Source organism: Streptomyces sp. NPDC024017 (assembly GCF_040638895.1).
Classification (GTDB): Bacteria; Actinomycetota; Actinomycetes; order Streptomycetales; family Streptomycetaceae; genus Streptomyces.
In genome coordinates this window covers 64,659-79,236 of the sequence record NZ_JBEZYZ010000017.1, presented here as the reverse complement: position 1 = coordinate 79,236, position 14,578 = coordinate 64,659, and the positions used below count along the sequence as shown (strand labels likewise).

Here is a 14,578-nt window from a genome sequence, read left to right as displayed (position 1 = left end):
AACAGGTCACTGGCACCCGGAGCCCGACAGCGTCGGAGAAGGTCGGAGAAGTCGCAGGTCATGAGTGAACTGGCATATCCGTACGAAGCACCGGCCTCGCAGGCACTTTTCGACCGCGCGGCGGCCGTCACGCCCGGCGGCGTGAACTCACCGGTGCGGGCCTTCCGAGCCGTCGGCGGCACGCCGCGGTTCATGGTGTCCGGCACCGGCCCCTATCTGACCGATGCCGACGGCAGGGAGTACGTCGATCTCGTGTGCTCCTGGGGGCCCATGATCCTCGGCCACTCCCACCCCGAGGTCATCGCCGCCGTGCAGGACGCCGTCTCGCGCGGTACGTCCTTCGGCACGCCCGGTGAGGGCGAGGTCGCGCTCGCCGAGGAGATGACCGCCCGGGTCGCGCCGCTGGAGCAGGTGCGGCTCGTGTCCAGCGGGACCGAGGCGACCATGTCCGCGATCCGGCTCGCGCGCGGGTTCACGCAGCGCACCAAGGTGATCAAGTTCGCCGGGTGCTACCACGGGCACGTCGACTCGCTGCTCGCCGCGGCCGGCAGCGGTGTCGCCACCTTCGCGCTGCCCGACACCCCGGGCGTCACCGGCGCCCAGGCCGGCGACACGATCGTCCTGCCCTACAACGACCTCGACGCCGTACGCGAGGCGTTCCGGGCCCACCCCGGCGAGGTCGCCTGCGTGATCACCGAGGCCTCCCCGGGCAACATGGGCGTCGTCCCGCCCGCCGAGGGGTTCAACCAGGGCCTGAAGGACCTCTGCGCCGAGAACGGCGCCCTCTACGTCTCCGACGAGGTCATGACCGGCTTCCGGACCAGCCGCGCCGGGTGGTTCGGGGTCGACGGCGTCGTCCCCGACCTGATGACCTTCGGCAAGGTGATGGGCGGCGGCTTCCCCGCGGCGGCCTTCGGCGGGCGCGCGGACGTCATGGCGCACCTCGCCCCGGCCGGGCCCGTCTACCAGGCCGGCACCCTCTCCGGTAACCCCGTCGCCACCGCCGCCGGGCTCGCCCAGCTGCGGCTCCTCGACGACGCCGCGTACGCCAAGGTCGACGCCGTGTCGAAGGAGATCCAGGGGCTCGTCACCCAGGCCCTGACCAAGGAGGGCGTCGCGCACCGGCTGCAGACCGCCTCCAACATGTTCTCCGTGTTCTTCACGGACCGGCCCGTGCGGAACTACGAGGACGCCAAGGCGCAGGAGTCCTTCCGCTTCACCGCCTTCTTCCACTCGCTGCTCGCAGCCGGCGTCTACCTGCCGCCGTCCTCCTTCGAGTCCTGGTTCGTGTCCACCGCGCACGACGAGCGGGCCGTGCAGCGGATCGCCGACGCCCTTCCGGCGGCGGCCCGGGCGGCCGCGGAGGCGACGGCATGAGCGAGCGGAACAGCAACAGCGCCGAGGACATCACCGTCGTCCACGTCATGCGGCACGGCGAGGTCGCCAACCCGGACGGCATCCTCTACGGCCGCCTCCCCGGCTACCACCTCTCCGACCTGGGCCGCCGCATGGCGGACCGGGTCGCCGAGCACCTGTCCGGCCGCGATGTGACGCACGTCGTCGCCTCGCCGCTGGAGCGGGCGCAGGAGACGGCCGAGCCGATCGCCAAGGCGCACGGGCTCGGGCTCGCCACGGACGAGCGGCTGATCGAGGCCGACAACATCTTCCAGGGCAAGACGTTCGGCGTCGGGGACGGGGCGCTGCGCAAGCCCGGCAACTGGAAGCACCTGGTCAACCCGTTCCGGCCGTCCTGGGGCGAGCCGTACGTCGACCAGGTCGTCCGCATGATGAGTGCGCTGAGCGCGGCGAAGGACAAGGCCCGGGGGCACGAGGCGGTCGTGGTCAGCCACCAGCTGCCCATCTGGATCGTCCGGTCGTACGTCGAGCGCCGCCGCCTCTGGCACGACCCGCGCAAGCGCCAGTGCACGCTCGCCTCGCTGACGACCTTCACGTACCAGGGCGACCGGATCGTCTCCGTCGGTTACACCGAGCCGGCCCGCGACCTGGTCCCGGCCCACCTCCTCGCCGGCGCGAAGCCGGTGAAGGGCCAGACCAAGGCCTTCGGAGCGTAGGCCCGACCTCCACGAAGGGGGCGCAACCGAGCCAACCCCGGGCGTGATGCCCGGGGCGTACGCCCTTTCCGTTCGCCCCCTTATGATCGCTTACGACTCCTTCGTTACGGAATCTGCAAATATCGGCGGAACCTCCCCGTTCGTCACGTCCTCTGACTGGGTGACCAGCACGACGTGATGAATCGGGGATGCCATGCGCGCTCTCTCCCGCAGGGGAATGCTCGGACTCGGCGCGGGAGCCGCCGCCTCGCTCGCCGGATGCGGCGGACTCACGGGCTCGGACGATGCCAGCCACGCCGACGGTTCCGGCGGCGACTCCGCACAGGGCGGCTCGAAGCCGAAGCCCGCCGCCCGCCCCATCGGCGACGGCTCCACCGCCCACACCGGCAAGCAGCCCCACCAGCCCGCGAAGCCCGAGCCGCTGGAGCCGGGTCAGACCCCGCCGCAGTTCGTCGTGTTCTCCTGGGACGGCGCCGGCGAGGTCGGCAACGGCCTCTTCCCGCGCTTCCTGGACCTCGCCAAGGAGCACGGCGCGAGCATGACCTTCTTCCTGTCCGGGCTGTATCTGCTGCCCGAGTCGAAGAAGCGCCTCTACGACCCGCCGAACAACCCGCGCGGCGCCTCCGACATCGGCTACCTCACCGACGAGCACGTCAAGGACACGCTGAAGAACGTCCGCCGCGCCTGGCTCGAGGGCCACGAGATCGGCACCCACTTCAACGGCCACTTCTGCGGCGAGTCCCACGGCTCGGTCAAGAACTGGACGCCCCGGCAGTGGCGCAGCGAGATCGACCAGGCCAAGTCCTTCGTGAAGGAGTGGCGCACCAACACCGGCTGGACCGACCTGCCGTCGCTGCCGTTCGACTACGACAGGGAACTCGTCGGCGGCCGTACGCCCTGCCTGCTCGGCCAGGACAACCTGCTGCCCACCGCCCGCGAGCTCGGCTGGCGCTACGACGCCTCCTCGCCCGGCGGCCTCCAGGTCTGGCCCACCAAGCGCCAGGGCATATGGGACCTGCCCCTGCAGCAGATACCTTTCCCCGGCCGCGGCTTCGAGGTCCTGTCGATGGACTACAACATGCTGGCCAACCAGTCCCTCGCGACCACGAAGGCACCCGCCCACAACTACCCGGGCTGGCGGAAGCAGTCGGCCCAGGCGTACATCCAGGGATTCAAGCGGGCGTACGAGACAAACCGGGCACCCTTCTTCATCGGCAACCACTTCGAGCAGTGGAACGGCGGCATCTACATGGACGCCGTCGAGGAGGCCTTCAAGCACATCGCGCGCGAGAAGGAGAAGGGCGCGGATGTGCGTCTCGTCTCCTTCCGGCAGTTCACCGACTGGCTCGACGTGCAGAAGCCCGAGGTGCTCGACAAGCTCCGCACGCTCGGGGTCGGGCAGCAGCCGGCCGGTGGCTGGCGGGAGTTCACCGGTCAGACGTCCACGCCCAGCGGAGACACCTCGCAAAACGCCGCCTGAAATGCGGTTTTCCGCCCGCAAGGGGGGTGGGCGAGATCCCCAGAACGGACATGCGAAACTTTTCACATGAGTGCCGCCAGCCGCGCCCCCCAGCGTTCGGACCGGTCGTCCCGCGCCGCCGAGCGCACGCGTCGTGTCCGCCGTAACGCCGCCCTGACCGCCGGTCTCGCCGCGATCGCACTGCTCGTCTCCGCGTGCGGCTCCGGCGGCACCTCCGGCGGCGGTGGCAACACCAACTTCGTCACCGGCACCGACGGCGTCGCCACCGTCGCCCAGGGCAAGCGCACCCCGGCACCCGGCCTGTCCGGCAAGACCATCGCCGGCAAGACCCTCGACGTCGCCGACTACAAGGGCAAGGTCGTCGTCCTCAACGTGTGGGGTTCCTGGTGCAACCCCTGCCGCGCCGAGGCCAAGTACTTCGCCAAGGTGTCCAAGGCGTACGCCGGCAAGGGCGTGCAGTTCGTCGGCATCAACACCCGGGACACCTCCACCGGCGCGGCCCTCGCCTTCGAGAAGGACTGGGGCATCACCTACCCCAGCCTCTACGACCCGACCGGCAAGCTGCTGCTGCGCTTCAAGAAGGGCACGCTCAACCCGCAGGCGATCCCCTCCACGCTCGTCCTCGACCGGGACGGCAAGATCGCGGCCCGTTCCCTGTCCGCGCTCAGCGAGGAACGGCTGCTGAAGATGCTCAAGCCGGTCGTCGCCGAGAAGTGAGCGGAGTAGTGACGTGAGCGCAGTCACCACGCTCGCCGCGGTCGCGGACCCCAACGGCACGGTGCTCAAGGGCGCCCTGCTGGCGGCCCTGCCGATCGCGCTGCTCGGCGGCCTCGTCTCCTTCTTCTCGCCGTGCGTCCTGCCGCTGGTGCCCGGCTACCTGTCCTATGTGACGGGGGTCGCCGGCACCGACCTCGCCGAGGCGCGGCGCGGCCGGATGGTCGCCGGCGCCTCCCTGTTCGTGCTCGGCTTCACCGCCGTGTTCGTCTCCTCCGGGGCGTTGTTCGGCTACTTCGGCGCCACGCTCCAGGAACACAAGGACGTCCTGTCCACGGTGCTCGGCGTGCTCATGATCCTCATGGGTGTCTTCTTCATGGGCCTGATGCCCTGGTTCACCCAGCGGGAGTTCCGTTTCCACCGGCGGCCCGTGGCCGGACTGGCCGGAGCGCCCCTGCTCGGCGCGCTGTTCGGCATCGGCTGGACCCCCTGCATCGGCCCCACCCTCGCCTCCGTGCTGGCCCTCTCCTCCGACCAGGGGAGCGCCGGACGCGGTGCCGTCCTGACCATCGCGTACTGTCTGGGCCTGGGCGTGCCGTTCGTGCTCGCCGCGGTCGCCTTCCGCAAGGCCCTCGGAGCCTTCGGCTGGGTCAAGCGCCATTACGTCTGGGTGATGCGGGTCGGCGGCACCATGATGATCGTGACCGGTCTGCTGCTGCTGACCGGCGCGTGGGACCGCATCGTGCAGGAGATGCAGGTCTGGTCCGACGGCTTCACTGTGGGGATCTGATCGATGAGCAAGACCACCGCCTCCGACCCGGCCCCGTCCGCCGCCGAGGACCAGGAGCTGGGTGACGCCGGCTCCCAGCTGTCCACCGCCCCCAAGGAAGAGGCGCCCCACCTGCCCGCCCTGGGCGTCATCGGCTGGGCCCGCTGGTTCTGGCGGCAGCTGACCTCCATGCGGGTCGCCCTGCTGCTGCTCCTGCTGCTCTCCCTCGGCGCGATCCCCGGCTCGCTCATCCCGCAGTCCGGCCAGGACGAGACGAAGGTCGCCGACTTCCGCAAGGCCCACCCGGCCCTCTCGGACGTCTACGACAAGATCGGCATGTTCCACGTCTACAGCTCGGTGTGGTTCTCCGCGATCTACATCCTGCTGTTCGTCTCCCTCATCGGCTGCATCGTGCCCCGCACCTGGCAGTTCGTCGGCCAGCTGCGCGGCCTGCCGCCCGGCGCGCCCCGGCGGCTGAACCGGCTGCCCGCCCACACCACCTGGCGCACCACGGCCGAACCCGAGCAGGTCCACCAGGCCGCCCTGGCCCTGCTGAAGAAGCGCCGCTTCCGCGCCCACCTCACCGGGGACGCCGTCGCCGCCGAGAAGGGCTACCTGCGCGAGGTCGGCAACCTCGCCTTCCACATCGCCCTCATCGTGATGCTGGTCGCCTTCGCCTGGGGCCAGCTGTACAAGTCCGAGGGCAACAAGCTGGTCGTCGAGGGCAACGGCTTCTCCAACACCCTCACCCAGTACGACGACTTCAAGTCCGGCAACCTCTTCACGTCCGACGACCTGGTGCCGTTCAGCTTCAACCTGAAGAAGTTCACCGGCACCTACGAGCGCACCGGCCCCAACAAGGGCACCCCGCGCATCTACAAGGCCGACGTCACCTACAGCTCGGGCGCCTACGGCAAGGACGAGAACGACACCGTCGAGGTGAACCACCCCCTGGAGATCGGCGACTCCAAGGTCTACCTCGTCAGCCACGGCTACGCCCCCGTCATCACCGTCCGCGACGCCAAGGGCAAGGTCGTCTTCGACGACGCCGTACCGCTGCTGCCGCTGGACGCCAACGTCACCTCCTCCGGTGTCGTCAAGGTCCTCGACGGCTACCGCAACACCCAGGGCAAGAAGGAGCAGCTCGGCTTCAACGCGTTCTTCGTGCCGACCTTCGGCGGCTCCGCCAGCGGCACGATGCTGTCGCAGTTCCCGGCGCTGGACAATCCGCTGCTCGCCCTGTCCGCCTACCACGGCGACCTGGGAGCCGACTCGGGCATCCCGCAGAGCGTGTACCAGATGGACCGCACCAACATGAAGGAGTTCAAGGACTCCGAGGGCAAGCTGTTCAAGAAGCTGCTGAAGCCCGGCGAGACCATGACGCTCCCGAACGGCGCCGGTTCGGTCACCTTCGGCAAGGACATCAAGGAGTGGGCCGGCTTCCAGGTCGTCCAGCAGCCCGGCAGCGGCTGGGCCCTCGCCGGTGCCCTCGCCGCGATCGGCGGCCTGGCCGCCTCCCTGTTCATCCAGCGCCGCCGCGTCTGGGTGCGCGCGGTCAAGGGCGCCGACGGCGTCACCGTCGTCGAGATGGCCGGCCTCGGCCGCAGCGAGTCCGCCAAGGTCCCCGAGGAGCTGGGCGACCTCGCCGGGACCCTCTACGAGCAGGCTCCGGGCGCGCCCGGCCCCGACGACCCCGAAGATTCCCCCGACCCCGACCAGGAGCCGGGTACCGAAACCCCCGTACCTGCCGAAGGGGCTGAGAAGTGACTCTCGCCGCCGCCACGAACGAAAACCTCGCGCAGATCAGCAATGTGCTGATCTACTCCGCGATGGCCGTCTACACCCTGGCCTTCTTCGCCTACATCGCCGAATGGCTCTTCGGCAGCCGCAGCAAGGTCGCCCGGACCGCCGCCGCGCTCACCACCGAGCCGGACGCCAAGAAGGCGAAGGCACCGGCCGTCACCGTGAACCAGGCCGGCGGCACCGCCGTGCTGGAGCGGCCGAAGGTCACCGTGCGGGCCGCCGCCGGTCAGCGCGACGTGCCGGACGGCCCCGGGGCGCACGGCGGGGACGAGCAGGGCGACCTGTACGGCCGGATCGCCATCTCCCTCACGGTGCTCGCCTTCCTGGTCGAGTTCGGCGGTGTCCTCACCCGCGCCCTGTCGGTGGAGCGCGCGCCGTGGGGCAACATGTACGAGTTCAACATCACGTTCTCGACGGTCGCGGTCGGTGTGTACCTCGGGCTGCTGGCGCTGAAGAAGAACGTGCGCTGGCTCGGCCTGTTCCTGATCACCTCGGTCCTGCTCGACCTGGGCCTGGCGGTGACGGTCCTCTACACCGCCAGCGACCAGCTGGTCCCGGCCCTGCACTCGTACTGGCTGTACATCCACGTCTCGACGGCGATCTTCTGCGGCGCGGTCTTCTACGTGGGCGCGGTCGCCACGATCCTGTACCTCTTCAAGGAGTCCTACGAGAGCAAGCTCGCGAGCGGCGGCACGCCCGGCACCTTCGCGACCTCCGTCCTGGAGCGGCTGCCCTCCTCCGCCTCCCTCGACAAGTTCTCCTACCGCGTCAACGCGGCCGTCTTCCCGCTGTGGACGTTCACGATCATCGCGGGCGCCATCTGGGCCGGTGACGCCTGGGGCCGCTACTGGGGCTGGGACCCGAAGGAGACCTGGTCCTTCATCACCTGGGTCGCCTACGCCTGTTACCTGCACGCCCGCGCCACCGCCGGCTGGAAGGGCCGCAAGGCCGCCTACCTGGCCCTCATCGCGTTCGGCTGCTGGCTGTTCAACTACTACGGCGTGAACATCTTCGTCTCCGGCAAGCACTCCTACGCGGGCGTGTAGGTCCCGCCGGGAACCTCACCGCCGGGGACGTGGAGCACGGTCCGCGACCGACACGATGATGTCGCGCAGCCGGTCGGCGTACAGCCGCAGGTTCTTGTGCGCGACATCGGTGTCCGGGTAGCGGGCCGCGAACCACAGGCCCTCGTGGAGCCGGGTGACCCAAGCGCAGACCTGGTCGCCGTACGACACCCGGATCAGGCCGAAGGCGTTGCGCTCGGTCCAGCTCGTGGACTCGGGGATGCCGCGGGCGTCGGCGAACGACACGATCGAGTACATGTCGGGGGACGTCGGCCGGAAGTCCGCGCCGAGCAGCCGCAGCACCCGGGCCAGCGGCATCCGGGACAGCGGCCGGGTGGCGTGCAACGCGGCGCGTACGGTCTTCAGCGCGGCCGGGAAGTCGGGCGCCTCGGCGACCGGCACCTCGATCGGGGCCCCGCCGACGTACCAGCCCACCGAGTCCGAGTAGGCGGACTTCGCCCGGGTGTGGAAGGGCACCACCGTCCGGTAGACCGGCTCACCGCCGATCTCGTGGACGATCAGGGCCGTGGCCGCCAGCAGCCCGACCAGGGAGCCGCCGTAGGGGCGGCAGTACGCCTCGAAGGCCGCGGCGACGTCCGCGTCCACGAGCATCTCGCGCATGAGCTTCTGCGTCGGCAGCCCGCCGCCGGGCTCCAGCCCGAGGTCGACGGGGAAGCTCGGCAGCCGCCCGTCGCAGCGCCGGATGAACTCCCGCCAGCGGGCGACGATCTCGTGGTCCGCGTCGAGCCGGTCCGCGTCCGCCCGCTCGGCCTCGCAGAAGTCGACGTAGCTGGAGACCGGGGCCTGCTCCGGGGCGCGGCCGGTGAGGTGACCGGCGTACAGCTCCTGGATCTCGGCCGGGATGCGGTAGAGGGAGTACGCGTCGACGTTGCTGTGGTCGAAGGCCATGTACACGCTGGTGCTGTCGTCCCGGACGACGGCCGTGTAGATGATGTTCGGCCAGCGCAGCGCGTCGGCGGTGGTGTCGAAGCGGTCCTGGAGGTGCTGGGCGAGGGCCGCCGGGTCGGTGAACTCGCCGGCGTCCTCGCGGTGCAGGGAGACGGACGCCGGGTCGAGGGTGAAGCGGCGGAGCGCGTCACCGGGGCCGCCCGCCCAGCGGAAGCCGCTGCGCAGGGTCTCGTGCCGCAGCGTCCAGCCGCGCAGTGCCTCCCCGAGGGCGTCCAGGTCGGCCCGGCCCGGGAGGTCGAAGGCCGCGCCGATCCAGGTCGGCACGAACAGCCCGTCCTCACGCACCGACCGCGCCGTCCGCAGATGTGACTCCTGGATGTAGGCGGGTGGCCGGGAGTCCTCCGGCAGGGCCTTCGCCGTCGCGACGGTCGCCGGACTGAGCGTCCATTCGACGAGTCGTCCAGGCCGGACCTCACAGCGCTGGATGTCGGTCATTCGCACGGGGCGTCTCCGTTCGCAGATGGGACAGACCCGATCAAGGGAATGCCGAGGCCGCCACCGGCCACACCGCGTGTCGCCGCATTTCAGGGGAACGGATGGCATCTCGAACGGCGATACGGGACCGGTCCGGTGTGCTCAGTTGACGCCGATGTCCTCGTTCCAGAGGGCGGGGTGTTCCGCGATGAAGTCGCGCATCAGCCCGGCGCACTCGGGGTCGTCCAACAGCACGATCTCCACACCGTGTTCGGCGAGCCAGTCGTGGCCGCCGTGGAAGGTGACCGCCTCGCCGATCACCACCCGGGAGATGCCGAACTGCCGCACCAGACCGGAGCAGTACCAGCACGGGGACAGGGTCGTCACCATCGTCGTGCCCCGGTAGGAGCGCTGCCGCCCGGCCGCGCGGAAGGCCGCCGTCTCCGCGTGCAGGGACGGATCGCCGTCCTGGACGCGGCGGTTGTGGCCGCGGCCCAGCAGGGTGCCGTCGGCGCCGTACAGCGCGGCACCGATCGGGATGCCGCCCTCGGCGAGCCCGGTACGGGCCTCTTCGACGGCGGTCGTGAGCCACGTGCGTGCCTGTGCTTGATCCATGGAGTCACTCTCGCAGCACCGCTCTCAGTCGGCCCCCGGAGCACGTACAAAGTCGCCCTGAGGTCATAAAGTTGGCAATTCCGTACCGGATGGGGGAGGGGGCGTCGATGGCGGACGAGTGGGAGCCCGGAACGGACGTCACGCTGGCGATCAATCAGGTGAGTGCGTGGATCGTCTCGGCCGACACCAAGGCCGGTCTGCTCGCGGCGGGTCTGGGCGTGATGGTGGCCGGGCTGCTGACCCGGGCGGGCGACTTGCGGTCGATGGCACCGCCGCACACGTTTCGGGAGTTCCTGACCCTCGTTCTCATACATCTTGTGGTGATCTCGCTGAGCGCTTCCGGATGGTTCATCGTGCGCACGCTGGCGCCCAGGGCGGTGTCGAGCACCCCCACGAGGTACGGCTGGCCGACGCTCGCGCGCAGGGCCCACGCTCCACAGCCTTCCGCCGAGCCCGGGCGGGCACGTGAGGAGGCATGGCAGCACGCCGTCGACCTGGCCGCTGTCGCGGAGCGGAAATTCGCCGCCTTCCGAAGGGCGTTGCACTGCGCGGTGGCGGCAGGCGGCACCCTGCTCGTGCTGCTGATGGTGACCGTTTGGGCATGATCTGATGATCCATTGGCGAAATATATGTGATCCTGGTTACCCTCTGAACATCCTTTCCTGAGGTGCGACCGGGACGCGGGGTGGCTGCGGCGCATCAAGGGGGGCAACTGTGGCGCTTGATCTTGGGGGGACGACCCGCGTGACAGCTTCCCGGCATTTACCCGTTCATCACGTCATGCTCGGCGTCGACGTGCGGGGTTCCTCCGAGCGGATCCGCGACGACAGCCTCCTGCCGGCTCTTCGGACGGCGCAGACCAGCCTGATCGCTGCAGCCCTTCGGCAGCAGGGCGTGGACCAGGACGCCTATGCGCTGCGCAGCCGCGGAGACGGCGGCCGCTACGACTTCCTTCCGGGTGTTTCACCGGTGCCGGTGGTGGAGGCCCTGACAGGCCCCCTGCCCAGTCTGCTGCGACGCCACAACAAGCAGTCGTCGGAGGCCCTCAAACTCGGCCTGCGTCTGGTCGCGCACGGTGGATACCTCGTCCCCGCTCCGGACGGCGGCGACGCGGACGGCGCGGAAGTCAACCTGCTGCACGGCATGCTGGACGCCGAGGAACTGCGCTCAGCTCTGGTCGACAGCGGCGCGCCGTATGTGCTGGCCGTGTCCGAGGAGATCTGGAACGGCGTCGTGCGGCACGGCCACGGCGACCTTGACCCGGATGCATTCGAACCGGCGCGGCTGACGGTCAAGGGCGGAGCGACGGTGACCGCCTGGCTGAGCCCGGAGTTCCGCGGTCACCCGCACGACGACGGGGCCTCCGCGCTGGCGACGGCGGCACCGCGTCCCAGGGACACCACTGGAACCGGCTCACCTGGTCAGGCGGAGCAACCGGGCCGGGGCGGGATCACGTTCCAGGGCCGGGTCAAGGCGAAGAACGTGGTCAGCGGTGACCAGTGGAACATTCGGTGAGCGCTGCAGGGCGGGCGGAGGCCGCCGACGAACCCGGGAGTGACGACGCTCCGAGCGGCGAGCCGGGTGTCACCGGTGACCTGACCGACGCTTCCCTCGACGGCCACTTCGAGCCGGGCGAGATGCACCGCCTGCGCTCCGAACTGGACAGTGACGTGGGCCGCTTCGACAGCACCGGCTCGATGACCTTCCGGCGCAGGGTGAAGGCAGAGTCGATCGTCGGCGGCGACCAGTTCATCCTCAACATGTCCGGCGGTACCGCTCGCCGCCCCAGCTGGTACTGCCTCACCGGCGCCGAACAGATGGAGATGGAGCAGGTCTACGTCCGCCCGTCGTGCGCGGATGCGGCGGAGCGAACGCTTCGTCATCACCATGTGCTTGTCCTGCGCGGTCCTCGGCACAGCGGTCGCCGCTTCCTCGCCACCGCCATCGCCGTGACGGTCGCGCAGCCGGGCGGGCAGTGCCGGTTCCTGCACCCGGGAACCGACCCGGACGCTCTCGTGGCGGATGATGTGAAGCCCGGCAGCGCGTACGTACTGACGGTCAGTGCGGAAACCGTGGAGCGCACCCTGACCGGTTTCGCGCTGGCTCGGCTGTCGCGCGTCTTCACCGACCGCAGGTCCTATCTGGTCCTGACCGTCGACGACGCGTCTGCTGCGCCGGCGGACACGGCGGCGTGGACGGTCCCGGTGGATGAACGCCCCGAAGGGGCCAGGCTGCTGCGCAACCATCTGCTCTACCGGCTGCCAAGGGACCGGGGTAGCCACGCGGACGTTCTTCTCCGTGACCAGGAGGTGATCGAGTGGCTCGCCACCCGGCCGATCCCGACGGAGATTGCACAGACCGCGCGTGAGCTGGCACGGACGGCCGACGGTTCTGTCACCGTATCCGCGTGCATGGCCCAGGTCGCCGTACGGATCAGGCAGGACGCTGCGGACCTGCTGAAGGACGACGAGCTGCCACGGGAACTGGCGCTCGCCGTGGCGTTCTTCGGCGGCTTCCCCTACGCGACGGTCAACCGCCTGGCGCATCGGCTGGCCGACATCGTGCATCGGGCGATGGCCCACGAGGGGGCCAGGCCGCGCCCGTTCCTCGAGGTCACCCGGAGCCAGCGGCTCGACGCGGTGCGAGCCGTCACATACACGGGAACGGTGTACACCCGCTACGGCAGCAGCCCGGCCGAGATCGTGGACTTCTCGGCGCGAGGCCTGGCGTCGGAGCTGATCGACGTCATGTGGGCGGACTACGACGGCTCCGAGATCCTGGTGTGGCTCTCCGGCCTCGTGCACGACTCGGATGCGGCGGTCCGTCGCCGGGCCGCGGTCTGCGTGGGGCGCCTGTCCCTCCTCAGCTTCGCGGAGATCGCGGAGGAGGTGCTGCAGCCGTGGTCCTTGTCGCCCGATCACCGTGAGCGGGCCGCGGCGGCGATCGCGCTGTCCGTGGCCGTCGGGCATCCGGCCGTCGCCGCACACGCGCTCGGCCTGGTGGAATCCTGGAGCGCGGCCCCGAACCGGTACCGCCGGATGACCGCGGCACTCGCCTGGGGTCTGGCGGTGAGCCCGGTCCATCCGGTCGCCGCCACCCAGGGGCTCGGCCGCCTGCTGGACACCCGGGACACCGGAGTGGCCTGGGCAATCCGGGTCGGGTTGTCCGCCGTGTTCACCAGCGGCCTGTCCTCCCTCGTGCTGGAGGCGATGGGCACCTGGCTGGCCGACGCGAAGGATCCCGCACGCGGTCAGCTCCTCGGCGCCTTTCTGCGGATCTGCCGGCTGCACGGCGCGGATGAGCGGCCGGACGCCGTCAAGTGGCCGTCGGTCCTGTGGCTTTTCGAGCGCTGCGCGCTCACGGACGAAGCCGACGAGGAGGCACGCCGGGACACGGCGGAGATCGACGAGCACGTGATCGACCTGTGGCGGGCAGCCCTCGCACACCAGACGACGCGCAGGGAGGCGCTGGTCGAACTGGGTTCCTGGATCCGGCAGGCCGACCGGTACGGCGAGTTCCGCGAGGCGCTGCTCGACCTTCTCGATGAACTGATCGTGGACGAGAGCGACTTCCGTCGCCTCGATCACCACCTGCGGCGGCTCGCCCACGAGCCGTCCGCCCCCTCCTACACCGCCCAACTGGCCCTCGCGGAGCTGGACGCGCTGCGCTGAGCGGTACACACCACGGAATGACAGGAGCCCAGTGTGGCCATCACCGACGGACCCGTACGGGGGCCTTACCCAGTGACCCGTCCCCGCGACATCGAGGACCGGGCCCGTCCCGGGGCGGGCGAGTGCGCTGTGGTTCTGCTCGGCGCCGAACTCCACCCGATGCCCAAGGGCGAGGTCCCTACCTCGGGTATCGGCTGGTTCCGGCCCAAGAGCCGGTACTGGATCGTGGACCTGAGGGAGCGCACCACCGCCTTCGAGGTCACGCTCGACAGCGCCGACAAAGGGTTGTGCTTCCACGGCTCGATCGAGGTCGACTGGCGCGTGTCCGACGCCCGGCTCGCCGCGAATCAGGCGCCGTTCGACGTGCAAGGCATGCTCAAGCGCCGCATCGTGCCGCCGCTGAGGAAGGCCGCGCGGGATTACGGGCTGGACGCGGTCGGTGAGCTGGAGTCCCGTATCTCCTGGGAGGAGTTCGCCGGGCAGAGCGGCGACAGCCTGCTGGAGATCTTGGAGGTCAGTTGTGTCCTCCGCCCCGACGCGGAAGCCATCGGCATCACCCGTACGGGAGCGCTGACCGACATGCAGCGCGGTCAGGCGCTCAAGGTCCTCAGCGAGGGCGAGTTCGGTCTCATGGCCCAGGCGATGATCCAGAACCCCGACGCCGTCATGGACTTCCTCCGCGACATGCGAGAGGACAAGCGCTTCGCGCTGCTCGCCCACCTGGAAATGGCCAAGGCCGTCACCGGGGCGGAGGGAAGCGAGGAACACGAACGCGCGCACGCGATCAGCGAACTGCTCGTGCAGATCCGCAACACACTGCCGGGTACGACCGCGACCACCCAACTGCCCTCGGCCGGATCGGTGAACGTGCCGCGGCAACTCAAGGAAGGCCGCCCTCGGCGCCGGGACAAACGAGCGCGCAACCGGGACGGTGGGGCCGACGACGCTTCCGTGAACGACGACGCGGGCAAGGGCGGCGACCCGTCCCGCAACGACGACGAGTGACG

The 14,578-nt window shown here is 70.0% G+C and carries 13 protein-coding genes; 11 read left to right on the top strand and 2 right to left on the bottom strand.

Annotated features, from left to right (window positions below):
* The first annotated feature begins 60 nt into the window (after nt 1–60).
* The 7 genes from hemL (at nt 61) to ccsB (ending at nt 7,884) form a co-directional block, all read left to right on the top strand.
* A complete protein-coding gene (hemL, locus tag AB0G20_RS35450; protein ID WP_361309843.1) occupies nt 61–1,377 on the top strand; it encodes a glutamate-1-semialdehyde 2,1-aminomutase in 1,317 nt (438 codons plus the stop codon).
* The gene (locus AB0G20_RS35445; protein ID WP_361309840.1) at nt 1,374–2,072 is read left to right on the top strand and encodes a histidine phosphatase family protein; all 699 of its coding nucleotides are present in this window, start codon (nt 1,374–1,376) and stop codon (nt 2,070–2,072) included. Before hemL ends, AB0G20_RS35445 begins: the two co-directional genes overlap by 4 nt.
* 193 nt (nt 2,073–2,265) lie before the next feature.
* The gene (locus tag AB0G20_RS35440) at nt 2,266–3,552 is read left to right on the top strand and encodes a polysaccharide deacetylase family protein (protein ID WP_361309837.1); all 1,287 of its coding nucleotides are present in this window, start codon (nt 2,266–2,268) and stop codon (nt 3,550–3,552) included.
* A 66-nt stretch (nt 3,553–3,618) separates the two neighbouring features.
* Nucleotides 3,619–4,269, top strand: a complete 651-nt coding sequence (locus tag AB0G20_RS35435) for a TlpA disulfide reductase family protein (protein ID WP_361309834.1) — start codon at nt 3,619–3,621, stop codon at nt 4,267–4,269.
* Nucleotides 4,270–4,282: 13 nt separating this feature from the next.
* On the top strand, nt 4,283–5,056 hold the full coding sequence (locus tag AB0G20_RS35430) for a cytochrome c biogenesis protein CcdA (protein WP_361309831.1): 774 nt from the start codon (nt 4,283–4,285) through the stop codon (nt 5,054–5,056).
* Nucleotides 5,057–5,059: 3 nt separating this feature from the next.
* Nucleotides 5,060–6,802, top strand: coding sequence for a cytochrome c biogenesis protein ResB (locus tag AB0G20_RS35425; protein ID WP_361309829.1), 1,743 nt, complete (start codon nt 5,060–5,062; stop codon nt 6,800–6,802).
* Complete coding sequence (ccsB, locus tag AB0G20_RS35420; RefSeq protein WP_361309826.1) at nt 6,799–7,884, top strand: c-type cytochrome biogenesis protein CcsB; 1,086 nt, start codon at nt 6,799–6,801, stop codon at nt 7,882–7,884. Before AB0G20_RS35425 ends, ccsB begins: the two co-directional genes overlap by 4 nt.
* Nucleotides 7,885–7,899: 15 nt before the next feature.
* Here ccsB and AB0G20_RS35415 read toward each other — a convergent pair whose 3' ends face one another.
* Together AB0G20_RS35415 and AB0G20_RS35410 are read right to left on the bottom strand one after the other, a co-directional pair.
* The gene (locus tag AB0G20_RS35415) at nt 7,900–9,312 is read right to left on the bottom strand and encodes a condensation domain-containing protein (RefSeq protein WP_361309823.1); all 1,413 of its coding nucleotides are present in this window, start codon (nt 9,310–9,312) and stop codon (nt 7,900–7,902) included.
* Between the two features lie 135 nt (nt 9,313–9,447).
* Nucleotides 9,448–9,900: a nucleoside deaminase gene (locus AB0G20_RS35410; RefSeq protein WP_361309820.1), complete on the bottom strand. Its 453-nt coding sequence runs from the start codon at nt 9,898–9,900 to the stop codon at nt 9,448–9,450.
* Between the two features lie 107 nt (nt 9,901–10,007).
* Between AB0G20_RS35410 and AB0G20_RS35405 the strand changes: the two genes are divergently transcribed.
* The 4 genes from AB0G20_RS35405 to AB0G20_RS35390 all read left to right on the top strand — a co-directional run bounded on the left by AB0G20_RS35405 (nt 10,008) and on the right by AB0G20_RS35390 (nt 14,576).
* Nucleotides 10,008–10,505, top strand: coding sequence for a hypothetical protein (locus tag AB0G20_RS35405; protein ID WP_361309818.1), 498 nt, complete (start codon nt 10,008–10,010; stop codon nt 10,503–10,505).
* A 175-nt stretch (nt 10,506–10,680) separates the two neighbouring features.
* On the top strand, nt 10,681–11,415 hold the full coding sequence (locus tag AB0G20_RS35400; RefSeq protein WP_361309815.1) for a hypothetical protein: 735 nt from the start codon (nt 10,681–10,683) through the stop codon (nt 11,413–11,415).
* Nucleotides 11,412–13,571, top strand: coding sequence for a hypothetical protein (locus AB0G20_RS35395; RefSeq protein ID WP_361309812.1), 2,160 nt, complete (start codon nt 11,412–11,414; stop codon nt 13,569–13,571). Before AB0G20_RS35400 ends, AB0G20_RS35395 begins: the two co-directional genes overlap by 4 nt.
* Before the next feature lie 72 nt (nt 13,572–13,643).
* On the top strand, nt 13,644–14,576 hold the full coding sequence (locus AB0G20_RS35390; RefSeq protein ID WP_361309809.1) for a hypothetical protein: 933 nt from the start codon (nt 13,644–13,646) through the stop codon (nt 14,574–14,576).
* Nucleotides 14,577–14,578 lie beyond the last annotated feature (2 nt).